The sequence below is a fragment of the Desulfuromonas sp. KJ2020 genome (genome assembly GCF_024197615.1).
GTDB lineage: Bacteria > Desulfobacterota > Desulfuromonadia > Desulfuromonadales > SZUA-540 > SZUA-540.
This window is the reverse complement of the sequence record NZ_JAKUKE010000001.1, coordinates 1,593,256-1,611,970: the sequence shown is the minus strand read 5'-3', so window position 1 is coordinate 1,611,970 and position 18,715 is coordinate 1,593,256. Positions and strand designations below refer to the sequence as shown.

24 protein-coding genes and 1 riboswitch are annotated in these 18,715 nt (G+C 63.0%); of the genes, 9 read left to right on the top strand and 15 right to left on the bottom strand.

What is annotated here, in order from left to right; all coding sequences use genetic code 11:
- Positions 1-15 precede the first annotated feature (15 nt).
- The 5 genes from gcvH to folD all read right to left on the bottom strand — a co-directional run bounded on the left by gcvH (position 16) and on the right by folD (position 3,990).
- On the bottom strand, positions 16-402 hold the full coding sequence (gene gcvH / locus MJO47_RS07400) for a glycine cleavage system protein GcvH (protein ID WP_253960478.1): 387 nt from the start codon (positions 400-402) through the stop codon (positions 16-18).
- Positions 403-446: 44 nt separating this feature from the next.
- The gene (gene gcvT / locus MJO47_RS07395; RefSeq protein ID WP_253960477.1) at positions 447-1,538 is read right to left on the bottom strand and encodes a glycine cleavage system aminomethyltransferase GcvT; all 1,092 of its coding nucleotides are present in this window, start codon (positions 1,536-1,538) and stop codon (positions 447-449) included.
- An 18-nt stretch (positions 1,539-1,556) separates the two neighbouring features.
- A complete protein-coding gene (locus MJO47_RS07390; RefSeq protein WP_253960476.1) occupies positions 1,557-2,411 on the bottom strand; it encodes a methylenetetrahydrofolate reductase in 855 nt (284 codons plus the stop codon).
- Positions 2,412-2,420: 9 nt separating this feature from the next.
- Positions 2,421-3,065 (bottom strand): methylenetetrahydrofolate reductase C-terminal domain-containing protein, encoded by a 645-nt coding sequence (locus MJO47_RS07385; RefSeq protein WP_253960475.1) that lies wholly within the window; start codon positions 3,063-3,065, stop codon positions 2,421-2,423.
- A 70-nt stretch (positions 3,066-3,135) separates the two neighbouring features.
- On the bottom strand, positions 3,136-3,990 hold the full coding sequence (gene folD / locus MJO47_RS07380) for a bifunctional methylenetetrahydrofolate dehydrogenase/methenyltetrahydrofolate cyclohydrolase FolD (protein WP_253960474.1): 855 nt from the start codon (positions 3,988-3,990) through the stop codon (positions 3,136-3,138).
- A gap of 330 nt (positions 3,991-4,320) precedes the next feature.
- Between folD and MJO47_RS07375 the strand changes: the two genes are divergently transcribed.
- Positions 4,321-5,298, top strand: coding sequence for a diguanylate cyclase (locus MJO47_RS07375; RefSeq protein WP_253960473.1), 978 nt, complete (start codon positions 4,321-4,323; stop codon positions 5,296-5,298).
- 55 nt (positions 5,299-5,353) lie between these two features.
- Here MJO47_RS07375 and MJO47_RS07370 read toward each other — a convergent pair whose 3' ends face one another.
- The 4 genes from MJO47_RS07370 to MJO47_RS07355 form a co-directional block, all read right to left on the bottom strand.
- Positions 5,354-5,608, bottom strand: a complete 255-nt coding sequence (locus MJO47_RS07370; RefSeq protein WP_253960472.1) for a zinc ribbon domain-containing protein — start codon at positions 5,606-5,608, stop codon at positions 5,354-5,356.
- Positions 5,609-5,715: 107 nt separating this feature from the next.
- A complete protein-coding gene (locus MJO47_RS07365; protein ID WP_253960471.1) occupies positions 5,716-6,012 on the bottom strand; it encodes a DUF167 domain-containing protein in 297 nt (98 codons plus the stop codon).
- A 1-nt stretch (position 6,013) separates the two neighbouring features.
- Positions 6,014-6,541 carry a DivIVA domain-containing protein gene (locus tag MJO47_RS07360; protein WP_253960470.1) on the bottom strand — a complete coding sequence of 176 codons (528 nt, stop codon included), beginning with the start codon at positions 6,539-6,541 and terminating at the stop codon, positions 6,014-6,016.
- Positions 6,542-6,553: 12 nt separating this feature from the next.
- Positions 6,554-6,847, bottom strand: coding sequence for a YggT family protein (locus MJO47_RS07355; protein WP_253960469.1), 294 nt, complete (start codon positions 6,845-6,847; stop codon positions 6,554-6,556).
- A gap of 280 nt (positions 6,848-7,127) precedes the next feature.
- Between MJO47_RS07355 and MJO47_RS07350 the strand changes: the two genes are divergently transcribed.
- Positions 7,128-8,192 (top strand): 3-deoxy-7-phosphoheptulonate synthase, encoded by a 1,065-nt coding sequence (locus tag MJO47_RS07350; RefSeq protein ID WP_253960468.1) that lies wholly within the window; start codon positions 7,128-7,130, stop codon positions 8,190-8,192.
- A gap of 55 nt (positions 8,193-8,247) precedes the next feature.
- On the opposite strand, the gene MJO47_RS07345 is transcribed toward MJO47_RS07350, so the two are convergent.
- Positions 8,248-8,439 carry a MerR family transcriptional regulator gene (locus MJO47_RS07345; RefSeq protein WP_253960467.1) on the bottom strand — a complete coding sequence of 64 codons (192 nt, stop codon included), beginning with the start codon at positions 8,437-8,439 and terminating at the stop codon, positions 8,248-8,250.
- Positions 8,440-8,571: 132 nt separating this feature from the next.
- Between MJO47_RS07345 and MJO47_RS07340 the strand changes: the two genes are divergently transcribed.
- Together MJO47_RS07340 and glpK are read left to right on the top strand one after the other, a co-directional pair.
- Positions 8,572-9,525: a diguanylate cyclase gene (locus tag MJO47_RS07340; protein ID WP_253960466.1), complete on the top strand. Its 954-nt coding sequence runs from the start codon at positions 8,572-8,574 to the stop codon at positions 9,523-9,525.
- Between the two features lie 76 nt (positions 9,526-9,601).
- Entirely contained in the window at positions 9,602-11,080 is a 1,479-nt protein-coding gene (glpK, locus tag MJO47_RS07335) for a glycerol kinase GlpK (RefSeq protein ID WP_253960465.1), read from the top strand.
- Between the two features lie 43 nt (positions 11,081-11,123).
- Here glpK and MJO47_RS07330 read toward each other — a convergent pair whose 3' ends face one another.
- A complete protein-coding gene (locus MJO47_RS07330) occupies positions 11,124-11,435 on the bottom strand; it encodes a hypothetical protein (RefSeq protein ID WP_253960464.1) in 312 nt (103 codons plus the stop codon).
- Between the two features lie 168 nt (positions 11,436-11,603).
- Positions 11,604-11,707, top strand: a riboswitch (TPP riboswitch).
- A 53-nt stretch (positions 11,708-11,760) separates the two neighbouring features.
- On the opposite strand from MJO47_RS07330, the gene thiF reads away from it, so the two are divergent.
- The 5 genes from thiF to thiE are packed head-to-tail and all read left to right on the top strand — an operon-like array spanning position 11,761 to position 15,400.
- A complete protein-coding gene (gene thiF / locus MJO47_RS07325; protein WP_253960463.1) occupies positions 11,761-12,585 on the top strand; it encodes a sulfur carrier protein ThiS adenylyltransferase ThiF in 825 nt (274 codons plus the stop codon).
- Entirely contained in the window at positions 12,582-12,782 is a 201-nt protein-coding gene (gene thiS / locus MJO47_RS07320; RefSeq protein ID WP_253960462.1) for a sulfur carrier protein ThiS, read from the top strand. The genes thiF and thiS overlap by 4 nt, the downstream gene beginning before the upstream one ends.
- A 54-nt stretch (positions 12,783-12,836) precedes the next feature.
- Positions 12,837-13,607: a thiazole synthase gene (locus MJO47_RS07315; protein WP_253960461.1), complete on the top strand. Its 771-nt coding sequence runs from the start codon at positions 12,837-12,839 to the stop codon at positions 13,605-13,607.
- A gap of 2 nt (positions 13,608-13,609) precedes the next feature.
- The gene (thiH, locus tag MJO47_RS07310; protein ID WP_253960460.1) at positions 13,610-14,740 is read left to right on the top strand and encodes a 2-iminoacetate synthase ThiH; all 1,131 of its coding nucleotides are present in this window, start codon (positions 13,610-13,612) and stop codon (positions 14,738-14,740) included.
- A 3-nt stretch (positions 14,741-14,743) separates the two neighbouring features.
- Complete coding sequence (gene thiE, locus MJO47_RS07305; protein ID WP_253960459.1) at positions 14,744-15,400, top strand: thiamine phosphate synthase; 657 nt, start codon at positions 14,744-14,746, stop codon at positions 15,398-15,400.
- A 282-nt stretch (positions 15,401-15,682) separates the two neighbouring features.
- Here thiE and MJO47_RS07300 read toward each other — a convergent pair whose 3' ends face one another.
- From MJO47_RS07300 to MJO47_RS07285, 4 genes are read right to left on the bottom strand one after another with little or no spacing between them, the layout of a single operon-like run.
- Positions 15,683-16,537, bottom strand: coding sequence for a DNA ligase (locus tag MJO47_RS07300; protein WP_253960458.1), 855 nt, complete (start codon positions 16,535-16,537; stop codon positions 15,683-15,685).
- Positions 16,522-17,340 (bottom strand): exodeoxyribonuclease III, encoded by an 819-nt coding sequence (xthA, locus tag MJO47_RS07295; RefSeq protein WP_253960457.1) that lies wholly within the window; start codon positions 17,338-17,340, stop codon positions 16,522-16,524. Before xthA ends, MJO47_RS07300 begins: the two co-directional genes overlap by 16 nt.
- A gap of 28 nt (positions 17,341-17,368) precedes the next feature.
- Complete coding sequence (locus MJO47_RS07290; RefSeq protein WP_253960456.1) at positions 17,369-17,872, bottom strand: hypothetical protein; 504 nt, start codon at positions 17,870-17,872, stop codon at positions 17,369-17,371.
- Between the two features lie 6 nt (positions 17,873-17,878).
- Positions 17,879-18,583: a spermidine synthase gene (locus MJO47_RS07285; protein ID WP_253960455.1), complete on the bottom strand. Its 705-nt coding sequence runs from the start codon at positions 18,581-18,583 to the stop codon at positions 17,879-17,881.
- Positions 18,584-18,715: the final 132 nt, after the last annotated feature.

Sequence of the window (18,715 nt, the reverse complement as noted above, 5' to 3'; positions counted from 1 at the left end):
TGTTCTGCTGGGCGTCTATTCTTCCTCCTCGACAAAGGCCTGGTAGGCGTCGGCGTCCATCAGGTCAGCCAGATCGGCCGGATCGTTGATGCGCACCTTGATCATCCAGCCGTCCTCGTAGGGCGAGGTGTTGATCAGCTCCGGCGTTTCGGGGAGCTCTTCGTTGATTTCTACCACTTCCCCGGAAACAGGGGCATAGATGTCGGAAACGGCCTTGACCGACTCGACCACGCCGAAGGACTTACCGGCCACTACTTCGGCGCCGACTTCCGGCAGTTCGACAAAGACCACATCGCCCAGGCTGTCCTGGGCAAAATCGGTGATGCCGATAGTGATGATCGTGTCCTCGACCAGGACCCACTCGTGCTCCTCGGTGTACTTGAGCTCCTCGGGAAATTCCATCGTTCGTCCTCCTTTTGGCTGAAACGGTACAAAGGGGTTGGGGGTTATCTCTTCACAAAGGGTGTCTTGACGATGCGGGCCGCCACCCGGCGCTGACGGATACCGACCTGCAGCGCGGTGCCGACGGCGGCCTGGGTCGGCTTGACCAGGGCCAGACCGATGCCGACCCGCAGCGAGGGAGACAGGGTGCCGCTGGTAACCAGGCCGACCTCCTCGTCGCCGACAAAGAGCGGATAGCCGGCGCGGGGAATACCCGCCTCGACCATGGCGAAGCCGACCAGGCGGCGCGGCAGCCCCTCCTTCTTGAGCCGGAGCAGGGCTTCGCGGCCGATGAAGGCAGGCTTATCGAAGGCGGTAATCCACCCCAGCCCGGCCTCCAGGGGAGAAATCTCCGGCGACAGTTCATGGCCGTAGAGGGCGTGTTTCTTCTCCAGGCGCAGGGTGTCGCGAGCACCCAGGCCGATGGGCTCCAGTCCGTCGGGAGCACCGGCCTCCAGCAAGGCCCGCCAGATGGCCACGGCGGCCGCTGGGTCGAAATAGAGTTCGAAGCCGTCCTCGCCGGTATAGCCGGTGCGGGAGATAACGGCCGGTTCGCCGGCCACCAGCCCCTCATAAAAGTGGTAGGTGGCGATCTGGTCGAGACGGGTGTCGGTGAGGCGGGAGAGGATGGTCTGGGCGCCGGGGCCCTGCAGGGCCAGCTGGGCGAAATCGTCGCTGACGTTGTGCAGCTGGACGTCACCGAAATCCCCCTCTTCCAGCACTTCCTGCATCCAGGCGAAATCCTTGTCGATGTTGGAGGCGTTGACGCAGAAGAGGTAATGGTCGTGATCAAAGCGGTAGAGGGTCACATCATCCACCGTGCCGCCGTGCGGGTAGCACAGGGCGCTGTACTGGACCTGGCCATTGACCAGGCGGCTGGCATCATTGATGGTCAGTTGCTGGATAAAATCGAGCGCCCCGTTGCCCTTAACGGCGATCTCTCCCATGTGAGAGACATCGAAGAGGCCGGCGGCATGGCGGACGGCCAGGTGCTCGTCGATAACCCCGCGGTACTGCACCGGCATCTCCCAGCCGCCGAAGTCGACCATGCGAGCGCTCATCTCCTTGTGTACGGCATTGAGCGGCGTCTTTTTCATGCGGTCCCTCCTTTTGCTTCAGGTCAGCATGGCCGGGATCAGTTCTTCCTGTCCCAGACTCATGAGATGCACTCCCTGGCAGATCTCCCGCGCCAGGGCGACCTGCTGACGGGCGATGGCCACCCCTGCGGCCAGGGGGTCGGCCGCCTGCTCCAGGCGTTCCACCAGTTCCGGCGGCACCTGCACCCCGGGGATGTTGGCGTTGAGAAAGCGGGCCGTCGCGGCGTTCTTCAACAGCAGCACCCCCAGCAGCACGGGAATGCCGAGAGGGCGGGCGGCGTCCATGAAGCGACGCAGCTTGTCTTCCGCGAAAATCGCCTGGGTCTGAAAGAAACGGGCTCCGCCTTCCACCTTCTTCCGATATTTCTGAAACATCAGCTCGAAGGGCTCGGCCCCCGGGGATACCGCCGCCCCGGCGAAGAAACTGGGCACGCCCTGCAGCTTCCGGTCCGCCATATCCCGCCCCAGATTGAGATGCGACACGGCCTGCAGCAGCTGTACCGAATCGAGGTCGAAGACCGCCTTCGCTTGCGGATGATCGCCGAAGCGCATATGGTCCCCGGAGAGGAGCAGGACATTCTCCACCCCCAGGGCCGCCGCGCCAAGCAGATCCGCCTGCAGGGCCAGACGGTTGCGGTCGCGACAGGTCAGCTGCAGAATCGGCTCGACACCCGCCTCCAGCAGGCGGGCGGCCAGCACCAGGGGAGACAGACGCATGTTGCCCCCCTGATTGTCCGTGACATTCACTGCCGTAATGCCTTGCAGCGCGCGGGCCTTGGCCAGCGCTGCCGACAGATCCACTCCCTTGGGGGGCGCAATCTCCGTAGTCACCACAAAACGGTGCTGGCTCAACTCTCTTTGCAGCTGCGACATCCGAACCCCTCAGCCCAGCTTCAGCCGCCCGGGCTTGCGCAGCTTTCCCCAGTTTTTGGGGGGCACGGTACGGGCAAAGACCCCCTGGCGCCCCTGCTTCTTCAGGCGCTCGTAGATGCTGTGCCAGGCGCACTCCACCTCCCGGTCCGCCTCGCAGTGCCCCTCCTCCATGCCGCCGCAGGGACCGTTGAGCAGCCCCTTGGCGCAGGTGGTCACCGGACAGATGCCCGCTGTTTCGTTGAGGATGCACGCACCGCAGAGGGAGCACTTCTCTTCATACTGCCCCAGCCGCCGGATATTGCCGAGAAAGAGCGAATCGAGACCGGCAATGACCCGTTTGTCGGTGTTGCTCGAGATGGACTGCACGCCGGCGCCGCAGGCCAGCACTACTAGGGCGTCGGCCTCAGCCACGGCGTCGCGGTGATGACGCAGATCACGGGCGGCACGCATGATATGGCAGGCCTCGTCGATGATCACGCTGCCGGTCACCTCGCGCCCCACGGAGGCGAGCCACTCCTGCAACTGGAAGACCTGCTCCTCCCCGCCCGATTTGCAGGCGGTGGCGCAGGCGCCACAGCCGACGAGAAATAGACGCTTCTTCCCTTCGAGGTTTTGCAGCAGCTCTTCGCGATTTTTCTGCTGACTGATAATCATGGCGCCCCCACCGGCGGCGAAAAACAAAAGGCGCCCAGGAACACCGTGTCCTGAACGCCTTGGGGATTGTCTATTTGCCGGCGGCGCGCCGCTTGGCGCTTTCCACCGTGTTGTACAGCAGCATGGTGATGGTCATGGGCCCCACCCCGCCCGGCACCGGCGTAATGGCGCTGGCCCGCTCGCGGGCGGCGGCGAAATCGACGTCACCGACCAACTTCTTTTCGCCGACCCGGTTGACGCCGACATCGATGACCACGGCGCCTTCCTTGATCCAGTCCCCCTTCACCATTTCCGGCCGGCCGACAGCCGCAATGACCACGTCGGCGGCCCGCACCTTGTCAGCCAGGTCGCGGGTGCGCGAATGGCAGATGGTTACGGTGGCATGTTCGGCCAGACACATAAGGGCCACGGGCTTGCCGACGATATTGGAGCGCCCCACCACGACCACTTCCTTGCCGGCCAGTTCGACGCCGGTGGCCTCCAGCATCTTCATGACCCCATAGGGAGTGCAGGGGCGGAAGAGGGGATTGCCCGTCACCAGCCGCCCGACGTTGTAAGGATGAAAGCCATCGACATCCTTGGCCGGCGAAATGGCTTCGAGCACCTTGCTCTCGTCGATGTGGGCCGGCAGAGGCAGCTGCACCAGAATGCCGTCGATGCGCTCGTCCCGGTTCAGTTCCTCAATCAGAGCCAGCAGCTGGGCCTCGGTCGTCTCCGCCGGCAGCTTGTGTTCGTCCGAATAGATGCCGGCGGCGGCGCAGGCTTTCTCCTTCATGCTGACATAGACCCGGCTGGCAGGATCCTCACCGACCAGGACCACAGCCAGCCCCGGCGTCGTCCCCTGAGCGGTGAGCTTCGCCGTGTCGGCGGCAATGGCCTGGCGCAGGCTGGCCGCTATCGCTTTTCCATCAATAATTTTGTCCACGTGTCGTAACCTCCTTCAAATGGAATTAACTATACGCAACCGAATATCGATTGTAAAGAATGAGAAGATGTATACTTTTCTCTACCCGTCCCGCCGAAAAAAACCGCCCTCACAAGTCAAAATCTCGACAAATCCCCTCAAAGAGGTTAATATCCGCTCAGACTGCCCCAAAGGTCAAAATATCGACCCACCCGCTATAACAACGCGGCCGCGACAACCTTCGGGGTCGGTCAGCAGCCCTGCAAAGGTTGGATTGCTTTTTGCAATAGAAACCGGTCACACCCGCCGACAGGTCAAGGGGAGAGGAATTTTTCCAAAGGAAGGCCTTCGATGACTGCCACAAGCCTCGTAATAGGATCTTCACATAAAGACAGCCGCACCCTGCTGGACAAAATCAAGGGCACCGCGGCCTTCAGTCATATCTGGAAGGAAAATGACGTCCATCGGGCCATCAGCAGCGTCAGAAAGCGGCCGGTCGACATCATCTTTTATGGGGTCACCGATCCCGCCGGCGAGACCTACGACTGGATGCATCGGCTCTATGGCGACCAGGAGGGATGCGACGTGCCGGTCTTTCTCTTTGCCCGGGCCGGAGATGAAGAGGAGAAAATTCGTGGCCTGGAAGCCGGTGCCTGCGATTTTCTCAGCTTCGACACCTCACCCAAGGAACTGGCCGCCCGCATACGGACCCACCTCGGGAAAAAACAGCAGCTCACTCTCTTGCGCCGCGCCAAGGAAGATCTGGAAAAGCAGGCGACTACGGATGGCTTGACCGGACTGTTCAACCGTCGTTTCTTTCAAAGGACCCTGGAGGCCGAGATCGCCCGCAGCACCCGTTTGAATCAATCCTTCTCCCTGCTTTTGGCCGACGTCGACCACTTCAAGCAGATCAACGATCTCTTCGGGCATCTGGCGGGCGACGCCGCCCTGAAAATGATCGCCGGAGCCATCGAGGGCAGCATCCGCCTTTCGGATACGGCCTGCCGCTTCGGGGGCGAAGAGTTTGCCCTCATCATGCCGGGAACCCATGGGGAGAACGCCTTCCGCGTGGCCGAGAGGTTGCGCCGGAAGATCGCCCGCCTGCAGATTCCTGAACTTCCGGAACATCCACTGACGGTAAGCATCGGCATCCGCCCTGTCCCGGCGGGGGACATCAGCGATGCCACCCGGGTGCTGGCCGAAGCGGACGAAGCGCTGTACCGGGCCAAGCGCCATGGACGCAACCGTACCGAAGTTCACGACCCGCTCCAGCCAGAGGAAGAAGACTGGCCCAGCCCTCTTGTCCTCCCGGCGACGCAGCGGGTGTGACAGGCCGCTTTGACCAAAAAAAATCCCCGGACACAACCGATGTCCGGGGATTTTTTCATTCGTTGGCTGCCTTGGGACAGCCAGCGCAGCCGCCACCGCTGCCGGCACTGCTGCAGGCTGGGGCGCCGGCGCCTCCCGAATAGCCCTGCTCATACCAGCCGCCCCCCTTGAGGGCAAAGGCCGTCTGCGAAATGAGCTTTTTCACCGGCCCGCCGCAAGAGCGGCACTCCGTCAGAGGCGCATCGGAAAATTTCTGCATAACTTCAAAGATCTGACCACATTTCTCACAGGCATATTCGTACATGGGCATAGCGATTTTCCTCCCAGAAATCAATTCGGTGGCAATTTAATAACTTTGGGGAATTTTGTCAAGGCAGGGGGGGGGGCGGCAGGACCGGAGACAAAAGATCCTGAACACTAAAGCAGCTTGCGGAGGAGCTCTTCCATATCGGCCAGTCTAACCCCCTCGATCAGCAGGCGCTTGTGGCGGGACTTCTCGCCGCCGACCAGCCGCACCAAACCTTTGCCCACGCCGACAGTTTTGGCGAAAAATTCGCAGCACAGCTTGTTGGCGGCCCCGTCCACGGGGGGGGAGGTCAACTTGACCTTCAGTTCCTCGCCCTGCAGACCGATAATTTCATTGCGGCTGGCACGCGGCTGCACCCAGAGGTCAATCGTCACGCCGCCGGGGACCTCGTGCAGAAAGGCGAACATCCTAGCGCTCTTGTTCGGAAGCGTTTTTCTCCAGCGGCAGGTTCTCCTGCAGGAGACGATCTTCCCGGGCTTCATGCCGCACCTGCACCACCTCCAGGTCGAGCAGGCGCATGTGGCTCTCCACCAGGGTCCGCAGGCTGCTCTCGAAGGAGATCTTCTGCCGCTTGATTTCCTGAATCTCGTTGATCAGCTGGACGCGGCGGTCTTCGGCGGAACGCAATATGGCCTCGGCCTTGATCTCGGCATCGGCCAAGGTGACCTCCGCCTCCTTGCGGGCATTGGCTTTGATATCATCCGTCATGCGCTGCGTCGTCAGCAGGGTTTCCTTGAGCATGGCCTCGCGCTGCCGCATTTCGTTCAGAGCGGAGCGGGTACGGGCCAGCTCCTCCTTCAGTTCATGGTTCTGCTTGTGAATCCGCTCCAGCTCGTCCGCCACCTGTTCGAGAAACTGGTCAACCCCGGCGGTATCATAGCCAAGAAGGCGGGTCTTGAACTGCTGCTGGTGAATCTCCATGGGAGTGATGCGCATAGTCTCTTTCCGTCAGAAGCTGTAGGCCAACTGAAGCAAGAGGGCCTTCAAAATACGCTGGACAAAGGAAAGCCCGACCAGAAGCACGATCGGCGTAAAATCGATGCCACCGAAGCTCAGGGGCAACACCCGCTGCATCCTGGACAGCACGGGGTCGGTGGCATTGTGGAGAAAGCGGACGATGGGATTGTAGGGGTCGGGATTCACCCAGGAAATAAGCGCCCGGGCGATGACGATGAATATGTAGATGCTGAAGGCCAGATCGACCACCTGGGCGACCGCCAGGACAATTTCGCGGAGAATCATCAAGCACACCTCTCTAAACTGCGGTTTTCACGATAAAAAATCCGAACAGAGTCGTTTATACAGAATCCCGTCCCCCCTGTCAAACGCTTTCCCCTGCCGTCCGGCCGCGCCCGCCGGCGTTTTGCCGCCCTGAACGATTTTTCGATATCGACAGAACTGTGCGCAACTTTTGACTTTTTTAAAAAAAAGGACTAAAGTTGCGCACAGTCTGGCAGCACCGAGAGACTCTCCCCTTCCCCTCTCCTTTCGGTTCGTCTTAACCCCGTTGACAGGAAAGCCCATGAAACGCACCAACAATCTCCGCATCCGTGGCCTGACCCCCATTATCTCCCCCGCGGACCTGAAGCAGGTCTTCCCTCTCTCTGAGAAGATGGCCGAGTTTGTCAGCTCTTCCCGGGAGCAGCTCACCGACATCCTGAACCAGCGCGACAACCGCCTGATGGTGGTCGTCGGCCCCTGTTCCATTCACGATCCCCGCGCCGCCCTGGAGTACGCCCAGAAACTGGCTGTGCTCGCCCGCGAGCTGCGGGATCAGCTGCTGCTGGTCATGCGGGTCTATTTTGAAAAACCGCGCACGACCATCGGCTGGAAAGGGCTTATCAACGACCCCGACCTCAACGGCACCCACCAGATCTCCAAAGGCCTGGGCGTGGCCCGCGGCCTGCTCTGCAACATCACGGAACTGGGCCTGCCCATTGCCTGCGAGATGCTCGACCCGATCACGCCCAACTACCTCGCCGACCTGATCAGCTGGGGGGCCATCGGCGCCCGCACCACCGAGTCGCAGACGCATCGCGAGATGGCCAGCGGCCTCTCCTTCCCCGTCGGCTTCAAGAACGGCACCGACGGCAGTCTGCAGATTGCCATCGACGCCATGGGCGCCGCCCGCCATCCCCACAGTTTCCTGGGAATCAACAACGAGGGGCACAACGCCATCGTCAAGACCGTCGGCAATCCCGACGTGCATATCGTGCTGCGCGGCGGCAATGACAAGCCCAACTACCAGGCGGAAGACATCGCCCGCACGGAGCAGATGCTGGAAAAAGTCGGCCTCAACAAGGCGATCATGGTCGATTGCAGCCACGCCAACTCGCAGAAAGACCACGAGCGTCAGGAAACGGTCCTGCAGGACGTCATGGAGCAGATCGCCCAGGGCAACCAGTCGATCTTCGCCCTGATGATCGAAAGCTGTCTCGAAGCGGGCAATCAGCCCATCGCTCCCCTGACCGACCTGCGCTACGGCGTCTCCATCACCGACAAGTGCGTGAATTGGGCCACTACCGAACGGATGCTGCGCCAGGCGGCGGCGCGGCTGCAAGCCTGCGGAGGCCGCCGCACCCCGTGACAGTCACTCCGACTCCGGCCTGAGGGCAGTATTTTCGCCCTCAGGCCGGCCGGATTCATTTTTCCTGCTGGCGCACCATCGCTTCCACCTGCAGCCTCACATCGTCGATATTGACGAAAGAGACCTTGCCGCCTTCGCGCTCGCAGCGCACCAGTCCTTCATCCACCCACTCGAGCACAGCGGCTTTGCCTATCCCAAACTTGTCGGCCGCCGATTCCGGCGAATACCAGGTTTTGACCAGAGACATATCTTCCTCCTGTTTACGCAACTGTTTCATTTCATTATAGTCGAGGAAAAAAGATTGTCAGGACGACGTCTCCCTTATATCTTTACAAAGTCGGCGGAATCCCTATAATGGGCAAAACCTGAGAGGCCGCTCATGAATTCATCCATCCTTATCGTAGATGACTCCCCTACCCTCCGCCAGGAGATCATCCATATCCTGCGCCAGACCTCCCTGTTCAAGTTCTATTACGAGGCCGGTGACGGCATCGAGGGGTTCAAGATAGCCCTGAATAAAGCCGTGGACATCATCCTCTGCGACCTGGAGATGCCGGGCATGGACGGGTTCAAATTCCTGACCATGATGGGTACCCGTGATGAACTGCAGGACATTCCCGTCATCATGCTCACCGGCCGCGAGAGCCAGGAGGCCAAGGTGCGGGCGCTGGAGCAGGGGGCCAGCGACTATGTCACCAAGCCCTTCGATCCCGCCGAACTCATCGCCCGCGTCAAGGTCCAGGTCAAGATCAAGTCGCTGCAGGACAGTCTGAAAAAAAGCAACGAGATGCTCCTCAAGCTTTCCAACACCGATCCGTTGACCCAGCTCTACAACCGCCGCTTTCTCACCGATGCCCTGGAGCGGGAAATGAACCGCAGCACCCGCAACAACACCCCGGTGACCCTGGTCATGCTGGATATCGATCACTTCAAAAAAGTCAACGACACCTACGGACACCAGCGGGGCGACCTTATTCTTAAGCGGGTGGCCGACCTGCTCCTGTCCGGATTGCGCGAATACGATCTGGCCTCCCGCTTCGGTGGTGAGGAATTTGCCCTGGTGCTGCCGGAAACCAGCCCGGAGCAAGGATTCGAGGCGGCCGAACGCCTGCGCCTGGCCTGCAGCGAGCTGTCCTTTCCTGACGAGCTGTCCGCTCTAAAATTGACCATCAGTCTGGGGGTGGCCGCCTTCCCCCACCCCGACATCCACACTCTTGACGATCTGATTCGCGAGGCCGACTACGCCCTATACCGCGCCAAGCGCACGGGCCGCAACCGCGTTTCTTTGCATGGGGACTGCCCGTCATCGCCGGAGCACATGGCCTCGGCCTGAGGGTCGCCCCATCCCGCCGCCTCCGGATCATCCTCCCCTCAAGAGTCATGAACATCTCCTGCCCCGGAGGGTTGCCATGTCCAGATACATACTCGCCATCGACCAGGGAACCACCGGAACCACGGCCCTGCTCATCGAACGGGACCTGCGCATCGCCGCCAAGGTCACCGTCGACTTTCCCCAGCATTTCCCCAAACCGGGCTGGGTCGAGCACGATGGGGAAGAAATCTGGTTCTCGGTGATTCAGGCCATCCGCCGCGTCTTGGACGGCACCGGCGTCAATCCGCGCGAGATCGCCGCCATCGGCCTGACCAACCAGCGGGAGACCACCCTGCTGTGGGATCGCCGCACCGGCCGGCCCGCCGCCCCCGCCATCGTCTGGCAGTGTCGCCGCAGCGCCGACATCTGTGACGAACTTAAGGAACAGGGCGCCGAACCCCTGGTTCGCCGCAAGACCGGCCTGGTGCTCGACCCCTATTTCTCCGCCACCAAACTCACCTGGCTGCTGCGCCACCAGCCGGAGCTGCGCCGACGGGCCGAGGCCGGCGATCTGGCCTTTGGCACCATCGACACCTTCCTGGTCTGGCGCCTCACCGGCGGGCGCCGCCACGTTTCCGACGTCTCCAACGCTTCGCGCACCCTGCTCATGGAGCTGCGCCGCCTCGATTGGGACAAGGAGCTCCTCGACCTCTTTGAGGTTCCGGCGGCCGTCCTTCCCGACATCGTCCCCTCCTCGGCCGTATACGGCCAGACCCGCGGTCTGGATCTTCTCCCCGACGGTATCCCGGTGGCCGGCATGGCCGGAGACCAGCAGGCGGCCCTCTTCGGACAGGCCTGCTTCGAGGCCGGCGAAGCCAAGTGCACCTACGGCACCGGCGCCTTTTTGCTGCAGAACACGGGAGAAGAACCGGTGGAGAGCGGCCACGGCCTGCTGACCACCGTCGCCTGGCAGCTCGACGGCCGTACCAGCTACGCGCTGGAAGGAAGCGCCTTCATTGCCGGCGCGGCCGTGCAATGGCTGCGGGACGGCCTCGGTCTCTTCCCCGCCTCAGCGGATATCGAGCACCTGGCCGCTTCCGTCCCGGACAGCGGTGGCGTCGTTTTCGTCCCTGCCCTCACCGGACTGGGCGCCCCCCACTGGAAGAGCGGCGCCCGCGGGCTGATCAGTGGCATCACCCGCGGCACGACCGCCGCCCACCTGGCCCGGGCCACCCTGGAGGGCATGGCGCTGCAGATTCACGACCTGGTAGCAGCCATGACCGAAGACCGGGGCGCCGCGCTGCGACACCTCAAGGTGGACGGCGGCGCCGCCCAGAACAACCTGCTCATGCAGCTGCAGGCCGACCTGCTGCAGCTGCCGGTCGTCCGCCCGCAGACCGTGGAAACCACGGCCCTGGGCGCCTCCATGCTGGCGGGCCTGGCGGTAGGGTTCTGGGAAAATCTCGATGAACTGCGGCAGAGTTGGCGGGAAGAACGACGCTTTGCCCCCGAAATGGCGGAAAAGCGCCGGGAAGAATTGATTCGCGACTGGCGGCAGGCCGTGTCGAAAGCCTGACAATAAGGGCGACAGGAAAAGCCCCGGCCAGCGGAGAGGGGAATTACAGCTCGTTGAGGAGACGGTAGATCTTCTGCTCGACATCCCAGACGGCCACGGCCAGGTCCTCGGCGCCGGCCTCTTCCAGCAGCAGCCTGGCCCGATCCAGCCGGGTATGGGCAGCCAGCAGTACCGGCGTCAGCTCGACCTCCAGACGGATACGGGGGATCTCCCCTACCTGCTCCTTGAGTTCTTCCAGCCCGGCCAGCCCCTGGCGCACACCCTGGACAGCCTTGTCATCCGCCGTCCCATCCAGCTTCTGCACCAGTTGTGCAGCCTCGTTCACCAGGTCCCGATAGCGATCTGAAATTGTCATGGTTTCTCCTCCTCTTCCACCCTGTCGGCAACCAGCCACAGCGGGGTTTTCGCAGGTTTTCGGAAGGGCCTCATAGTAATCAAATCGACGGGGAAAAACAACGGCAAAGGGAGAAAAAAGTTGACGGACCCGCAGCGCTGTTGCTAACGTACCGACTCACCACAATTGGAAATGCCCTAGGGGAGTTTTTTACTGAGAGCCTGGCCACGGCGAGGCGACCCTTTGAACCTGATCCGGGTGATACCGGCGTAGGGAAGCGGCGCACGATTCGGAGCACTGGATTTATCCAGCCGAAAAAGGCCGCTTTCTGCGGCCTTTTCTTTTTATGACCATCTATCTCAACGAAAATCCACTCGACACCGGGGAAGGGCTGACCCTCTACCAGCTGCGCGACCGTTTCAATCCTGGCGCCGACGTGCTCATCGTCAACGGCTTCGCCCTCTCTGACGACCGAGCACTGGCCGAAGGGGACCGCGTCGTCCTCATCCGCCGGGGCGAGCAGCCTTCACCGGCGGAATTCGAAGCTCTGCTCTGTGCCCGTCACACGCCTGGCGTGCAGGCCAAACTCAAGCAGGGCACCGTCGGCATCGCCGGCACCGGCGGCCTCGGCTCGGCCGTGGCCGTCGCCCTCGCCCGCTCTGGCATCGGTGGCCTCATTCTGGCCGACTTCGATGTCGTCGAACCCTCCAACCTCAACCGCCAGCAGTTCTTCATCGACCAGATTGGCCAGCCCAAGGTCGAGGCTCTGCGGGACAACCTGCGCCGTATCAACCCCGGCGTCGACCTCCGCCTCTTCAACGGCCGTCTCACCCCCTCGAATATCGCCGAAGTCTTTGCCGGCGTCGATGTACTGGTGGAAGCCTTCGATGCCCCGGACCAGAAGGCCATGCTCGTCCAGACCTTTCTGCAGACGAATTCGGCGGCCCCCATCGTGGCGGCTTCCGGTGTGGCCGGAGCCGGGCCGTCCAACACCATCATCACCCGCCGGGCCGCCAGCCGCCTCTACCTGGTCGGCGACGGCGACAGCGAAGCGCGGCCGGGCCAGGGTCTCATGGCGCCTCGCGTCGGCATCGCCGCCCACCATCAGGCCAACGCCGTGCTTCGACTCCTTCTCGGTGAAACTCCGGAAGACGAAAAGGATTTTTCATGACAATTCTTCTCAATGGAAGGGAAAAGACCCTTGAAGCCGCCCTGACAGTGGCCGAACTTATCGAACAGCTGCAACTGGCCGACGACCGGGTCGCTGTGGAGCTCAACCGGGCCATCGTGCCCAGGCAGGCCTTTGCCACCACCCACCTGCAGGATGGCGACCGGATCGAGATCGTTCACTTTGTCGGCGGCGGCTGAACCCGGCCGCGCACCCTACCCCCGCACCTCACTCATTCCTATAAAGGAAGGCCTATGGACCAACTTATTATTGCAGGACGCGCTTTCAACTCCCGGCTGCTGGTCGGTACCGGCAAATTTGCCTCCAACGACGCCATGGTGGCGGCCATGGAGAATTCGGGCTGCGAAATCGTCACCGTCGCCCTGCGCCGGGTCGATATCGACAATCCCCAGGACAGCATGCTGGGCGCGATCGACCGCGACAGGTATCTGCTGCTGCCCAACACCAGCGGCGCCCGCGACGCCGACGAAGCGGTGCGTCTGGCCCGCCTGGCCCGCGCCGCCGGCTGCGAACCCTGGGTCAAGCTTGAGGTGACCCCCGACCCCTACTACCTGCTGCCCGACCCCATCGAAACCCTCAAGGCCGCTGAAATCCTGGTCAAGGAAGGGTTCATCGTGCTGCCTTACATCAACGCCGACCCCGTGCTGGCCAAGCACCTGCAGGAAGTGGGCACCGCCACCGTCATGCCCCTGGGCGCCCCCATCGGCACTAACAAGGGACTGCGCACCCGCGACCACATCGCCATCATCATCGAGCAGGCCATCGTGCCGGTGGTGGTTGACGCCGGGCTGGGAGCGCCTTCCCACGCCGCCGAAGCCATGGAGATGGGGGCCGACGCCGTCCTGGTCAACACGGCTCTCGCCGTCAGCGGCAATCCCGGGGCCATGGGTGCCGCTTTCAAAAAAGGGGTGGAAGCCGGTCGCGAGGCCTTTCTGGCCGGGCTGGGCGAACAGCGTCAGCAGGCCGAGGCCTCCAGCCCGCTGACAGGCTTTCTAGGGAATTGAACATGAGTTTTCTCGACGTCATCCAAGAATACGACTACCAGCAGGTGCTGGCGGATATCGAAGGCAAAACGGCCGCAGAGGTGGAACGGGCGCTGGCGGCCGAGCGCCTGCGACCCGAGGACTTCAAGGCCCTGCTGTCACCGGCGGCCGCCGCCTATCTCGAGCCCATGGCCCAGAAGGCCCATCGTCAGACCCTGCAGCGCTTTGGCCGCAATATTCTGCTCTATGCCCCCCTCTACCTCTCCAACGTCTGCAGCAACGGCTGCCGTTACTGCGGCTTCAACGCCACCAACAAGGTCGGCCGGCAGACCCTCAGCCTCGACGAGGCCGAAGAGGAAGCCCGCGCCCTACGGGCCAAAGGTTTTGAGCACATCCTGCTGGTGACGGGGGAAGCCCCCACGGCCGTGGACAACGATTTTCTGGCCCAGGCGGTGCGCCGCCTGGCGCCGCTGTTCAGCTCGATCAGCATCGAGGTCTACCCCATGGATACCGACGGCTACCGGCAGATGGTCGGCGCCGGCGTCGACGGCCTCACCATCTATCAGGAGACCTACGACCGCGGCCTCTACGCCGAGATGCACCCCTTCGGCCGCAAGCGTGACTACGACTGGCGCCTGCTCACCCCCGAGCGCGGCGGGGCCGCCGGTCTGCGCCGTATCGGCCTCGGCGCTTTGCTCGGCCTCGGCCACTTTCGCGCCGAAGCCTTCTTCGTCGGGCTGCACGCCCTTCACCTCGGAAGACACTACTGGCGCACCCAGGTCAGCGTCTCCTTTCCGCGCATCCGCCCGGCCGACGGCGGCTTCCAACCCCTGCACCCGGTGTCGGACCGCGCCTTCGTCCAGCTGATCTGCGCCTTGCGCCTGTTGCTGCCCGACGCCGGCCTGGTGCTTTCCACCCGGGAGAGCGCCAGCCTGCGCGATCACCTGCTCCCTTTGGGCATCACCCAGATGAGCGCCGGCTCCAGCACCGCCCCCGGTGGCTACCTGAACAAGGAGAAGAGCACCGAGCAGTTCGCCATCGACGACGACCGCAGCGTTGAAGAGGTCTGCCGCATGATCCGCGCCAAGGGCTACGAGACGGTGTGGAAAGACTGGGACAGCGCCTTTCTCGACAAAGCCATCGGCAGCCACTGAGCCATGTCGGGAGCGGGTGTCGTCGACTTCAGCCTCTATCTCATCAGTGACCGCCATATGCTGACGGACGGTCGCGATCTGGTGGAAACCGTGCGCCAGGCCCTGGCCGGCGGCGTGCGGGCCGTACAACTGCGGGAGAAGGACCTGCCCGTCGCCGCCCTCTACACGCTGGCCAGACAGCTGCGCGGCCTCACCCGCGAGGCCGGCGCCCGCCTGCTCATCAACGACCGCCTTGATGTCGCGCTGGCCGTGGATGCCGACGGCGTCCACCTGGGGGGCGACTCCCTCCCTGTCGCCGTCGCCCGGCGGCTGCTCGGCCCCGACCGGCTCCTCGGCGTCTCCACCCACCGGGCCGACGAGATCCTCAGGGCCGCCGAGCAGGGCGCCGACTTCGTCACCTTCGGTCCCGTCTACGCCACCCCCTCCAAACTCCCCTATGGCGCCCCCGTCGGTCCGGGCGCCCTGCGCCAGGCCTGCGCCACCGCCCCTATCCCCGTTTTCGCTCTCGGCGGTGTCACCCCCGCCCGCGTGGCCGAACTGCTGGAAGCGGGCTGCACCCGCGCCGCCTGTATCGGCGCCATCCTGACGGCCGCCGACCCGGCCGAAGCCGCCCGTACGTTTCTGACGGCGCTGGCTCCTCGACCAGCTGCCCGCGTTTAAAAAAAATCCCCCGCCACGGTACGATGAGACCGTGACGGGGGATTAAACCACTTCAGGCAGACCTTCTGCCCCGGCTTACTTTTTCTCTTCGGGGAGCAAACCCAGCACCGTCCCCACAATCACCCCGAACAGGGCCCCTGACCAGGGGCCGGCCAAAGCGCCTCAGGTATTGCCGACGCATTGCCCCAGATAGCCGAGGAGGGCGCCGGCCAGCGTGCCGACACCGGCGAAGACCAACACTTTAAGTCCTTTGTTCATGGTCACCTCACGAGAAAGTCCCGCTTACAGATTCCCATCCTGGCGCAGGCGCCGATAGGAGGGGAAACGCGGGAGGCCAGATGGAAAAAATCCCTGAAATTTATAGGTTATCAAGGAGCCGAGCGGTGGGGGCTCCTCGCGTTCGGCGTCGGTAAAGCCCGTGCCGAGGCGGAAGCGGATGCCGTCCGGCCTTTCGACCAGCAGCGCCCCCAGCCGGCCGCGATGGCGGCCCTGGCCCGGCAGATGGGCGACGACCACAGCTTCGGCATCCTGCCAGCTCTTCACCTTGAGAATTTCGGCGCTGCGTCCGGTAGTGTAAGGCGCCTCAGGGCGGCGCACCATCAGACCCTCGCCACCGGCCGCTTCCACCCGGGCCAGCTCCTGGCGCAGGTGCTCACGGTCGCGTACTGGAACTTGGGGGATGACAAAGGCGTGGGGCGCCGTATGCTTCGCAAACCACTGCTGGGCCCGCTGCAGGCGCTCGACAAAGGGGCCACCGCCGTCAGGCACATCGAAAATGGCGAAGCGCAGCTGCCGCCAGCCGGCGTCATCCTGCGCCCTCTGAACGGTAGCTGCCGTCTCGACAAAGGAGCCTCGGCCGCCCCAGAGTTCCCCCTCCAGGGCAAAGGGGGGCCAGCCGACCAGAAAGTCGGCGGGCGGCGTCAGGCGATAGCCGTTTTTGGAGCACAGGGTCTGGCCATCCCAGTGGGACCGCACGCCATCGAGCTTTTCACTCATCAGCCAGCCGCTGACATCGACCTGCCCGCTGTCGACCTGCGCCTGCATGAATTCTGCGGCGGCGCCAGCGGTCAGCGGCAGCAGGGACAGCACCAGCGCCGCCAGCAGAGCAATCCCGCCCTTCCTCAGTCCAGCGCGCATTCGACCCACACCGGGCAATGATCCGAGGGCTTCTCCATGGCCCGGATCTCGTAGTCGATGCCGCTCTGCCGGCAGCGCTCCATCAACGGCGCCGTCAGCAGGATGTGGTCGATGCGCAGACCGCGCTTCGGTTCCGCCTCGAAGCCGCGACTGCGGTAATCGAACCAGCTGAAGCGGTCGGCGGTATCGGCATGCTGCTCACGGAAACTGTCGTGCAGACCCCAGCCCTGCAGGCCTTTAAACCAGGCCCGCTCTTCCGGCAGAAAGCTGGTCTTGCCGGTGCGCAGCCAGCGCTTGGCGTTGTCTGCGCCGATGCCGATATCGAAATCGACGGGGGCGATATTGAAATCCCCCATGACGGCCAGCGGCGCCGCCGGATCGCAGGCCGACTGCAGATAGTGCTGCAGGTCGGCGTAAAAGCGCTCTTTGGCCGGAAACTTCACCGGGTGGTCACGGCTTTCCCCCTGCGGAAAATAGCCGTTGATGACCTGCAGGACCTGCCCATCCGGTCGGGCGAACCAGCCGCTGATGAAGCGTTTCTGGGCTTCGTCGCCATCCGCGGGAAAACCGAGCTGCACCTTGATGGGCGCGATCTTTGACAGCAGCGCCACCCCGTAGTGGGTCTTCTGGCCGTGAAAAGCGGCCTGGTAACCGAGCGCCTCAATAGCCGCCAGCGGAAAATCCCCATCCTGCACCTTGGTTTCCTGCAGGCCGATGATATCGGGATCGTGCTTCTTGACCAGCGCTTCGAGCTGGTGCAGACGCGAGCGCAGCCCGTTGACGTTGAAAGAGACCAGCTTCATGGTTATCCCTCTCCCATAAAATATAGGGTTAAAGAGCGGCCACCCTGTCCAGCATCTCCCGCGCGGGCCAGATCCAGTCCCCCTGCACCGAAGTGGGCCGTTCGTTGAGATAAAGGGCGGCACCGGCCAGGTCGATCTCCAGCAGGTCCTGGCAGGTGACCAGATAACCTTCCAGATCCTGCATGGCGATATTCATCGCCCCCAGAACCGAACGGTTGGTGTTGCCATCGAAGGCCGGCGGTCCCAGCGCCAGACTCACCCGCATGATCTTCGCATCGGTCAAGCCATGGGAGACCAGGCTCATGAGAAAAACATCCCTGAAGATCCGGCCAAGATCCTCGAAATGGGGTTTCTTCAGACCGGGGACAAAGAGCATGTAACGCGTCAGGTCATGGCAGAAAAGAACACACTGGCGATGCTTGACCTGCACGAGGTTGGCGTGCCAGCTGCCGAGAGGGCTCTTCTCGACCAGAGGTGCGGGGGAAATCGTCGGCATTTTAGCCGCCAGTTTGCGTGTGCAGTGTAACAGCATGCTTTTCTACCCCTTCGCCGCTGTCGTCCGGCGTACCTTTTTCGTCGCCACGAAGACAACGTGGCGGTAGCCGCCGCGCCCCGGGCGCTGGCTGCTGGTGGCAAAGCCGGCGGCCTGCAGGCGCTTGTCGAAGCCTTCATCGTAGTTCTCTCCCCAGACGGTAAAGAGCCCTTGCGGCTGCAGAATGGCATGGACATTGGCGATGGCCCGACTGCCGTAGAGCGGATCCTGAGTGCGGTCGGTCTTGGGATGCGGCCCCTTGTAGAGATCAAAGACGACCGCATCGAAGCGGAGACCGTCGGCGTCCCGGGCCGCGCGGCGCACATACTCGGCCACATCGCCGATTTCGATGGTGACGCGGGAATCGTTCACCGCGTTGTCGGTAAGACAAGCCAGGGGGCCCCGACACCATTGCACGACGATGGGATTGAGTTCGGCCACCACCACCTGCGCCGTGGCGGGCAGGCAGTCCAGCACGGCCCTGAGCGTATAGCCCATGCCGAGGCCGCCGACCAGCACCCGCGGAGCGGCATGGTCCTTGAGGTGACGGCAGCCGAGTTGCCCCAGGACAATCTCGGAGCGGTTGGAGAGGCTGTTCATGAGCACCAGACCGCCGACGAGGATGAGAAAATCCTTCTCGCCGCGCTGGCGCAGTTCGAGCACGCCCTCGTCGGTTTCGATACATTCCAAAGTCTTCCAGGGTTGCGCCATGATTCGTCCTTGCGAAGGGGGGAGCAGAGCAGGGGCCACCATACCTGCCACAGCGCCGAAAGGCAACCGGGATTTACCTTGACAGCGCTCCCCCGATGCTGTTAGGGTCACGAAACTAGATAGTCGTTCCAG

Excerpts from the sequence above, each read along its gene's own strand:
- gcvH (WP_253960478.1), bottom strand. The coding sequence starts at position 402 with ATGGAATTTCCCGAGGAGCTCAAGTACACCGAGGAGCACGAGTGGGTC.
- gcvT (WP_253960477.1), bottom strand. The coding sequence starts at position 1,538 with ATGAAAAAGACGCCGCTCAATGCCGTACACAAGGAGATGAGCGCTCGC.
- MJO47_RS07390 (WP_253960476.1), bottom strand. The coding sequence starts at position 2,411 with ATGTCGCAGCTGCAAAGAGAGTTGAGCCAGCACCGTTTTGTGGTGACT.
- MJO47_RS07385 (WP_253960475.1), bottom strand. The coding sequence starts at position 3,065 with ATGATTATCAGTCAGCAGAAAAATCGCGAAGAGCTGCTGCAAAACCTC.
- MJO47_RS07375 (WP_253960473.1), top strand. The coding sequence starts at position 4,321 with ATGACTGCCACAAGCCTCGTAATAGGATCTTCACATAAAGACAGCCGC.
- MJO47_RS07370 (WP_253960472.1), bottom strand. The coding sequence starts at position 5,608 with ATGCCCATGTACGAATATGCCTGTGAGAAATGTGGTCAGATCTTTGAA.
- MJO47_RS07365 (WP_253960471.1), bottom strand. The coding sequence starts at position 6,012 with ATGTTCGCCTTTCTGCACGAGGTCCCCGGCGGCGTGACGATTGACCTC.
- MJO47_RS07360 (WP_253960470.1), bottom strand. The coding sequence starts at position 6,541 with ATGCGCATCACTCCCATGGAGATTCACCAGCAGCAGTTCAAGACCCGC.
- MJO47_RS07355 (WP_253960469.1), bottom strand. The coding sequence starts at position 6,847 with ATGATTCTCCGCGAAATTGTCCTGGCGGTCGCCCAGGTGGTCGATCTG.
- MJO47_RS07350 (WP_253960468.1), top strand. The coding sequence starts at position 7,128 with ATGAAACGCACCAACAATCTCCGCATCCGTGGCCTGACCCCCATTATC.
- MJO47_RS07345 (WP_253960467.1), bottom strand. The coding sequence starts at position 8,439 with ATGTCTCTGGTCAAAACCTGGTATTCGCCGGAATCGGCGGCCGACAAG.
- MJO47_RS07340 (WP_253960466.1), top strand. The coding sequence starts at position 8,572 with ATGAATTCATCCATCCTTATCGTAGATGACTCCCCTACCCTCCGCCAG.
- glpK (WP_253960465.1), top strand. The coding sequence starts at position 9,602 with ATGTCCAGATACATACTCGCCATCGACCAGGGAACCACCGGAACCACG.
- MJO47_RS07330 (WP_253960464.1), bottom strand. The coding sequence starts at position 11,435 with ATGACAATTTCAGATCGCTATCGGGACCTGGTGAACGAGGCTGCACAA.
- thiF (WP_253960463.1), top strand. The coding sequence starts at position 11,761 with ATGACCATCTATCTCAACGAAAATCCACTCGACACCGGGGAAGGGCTG.
- thiS (WP_253960462.1), top strand. The coding sequence starts at position 12,582 with ATGACAATTCTTCTCAATGGAAGGGAAAAGACCCTTGAAGCCGCCCTG.
- MJO47_RS07315 (WP_253960461.1), top strand. The coding sequence starts at position 12,837 with ATGGACCAACTTATTATTGCAGGACGCGCTTTCAACTCCCGGCTGCTG.
- thiH (WP_253960460.1), top strand. The coding sequence starts at position 13,610 with ATGAGTTTTCTCGACGTCATCCAAGAATACGACTACCAGCAGGTGCTG.
- thiE (WP_253960459.1), top strand. The coding sequence starts at position 14,744 with ATGTCGGGAGCGGGTGTCGTCGACTTCAGCCTCTATCTCATCAGTGAC.
- MJO47_RS07300 (WP_253960458.1), bottom strand. The coding sequence starts at position 16,537 with ATGCGCGCTGGACTGAGGAAGGGCGGGATTGCTCTGCTGGCGGCGCTG.
- xthA (WP_253960457.1), bottom strand. The coding sequence starts at position 17,340 with ATGAAGCTGGTCTCTTTCAACGTCAACGGGCTGCGCTCGCGTCTGCAC.
- MJO47_RS07290 (WP_253960456.1), bottom strand. The coding sequence starts at position 17,872 with ATGCTGTTACACTGCACACGCAAACTGGCGGCTAAAATGCCGACGATT.
- MJO47_RS07285 (WP_253960455.1), bottom strand. The coding sequence starts at position 18,583 with ATGGCGCAACCCTGGAAGACTTTGGAATGTATCGAAACCGACGAGGGC.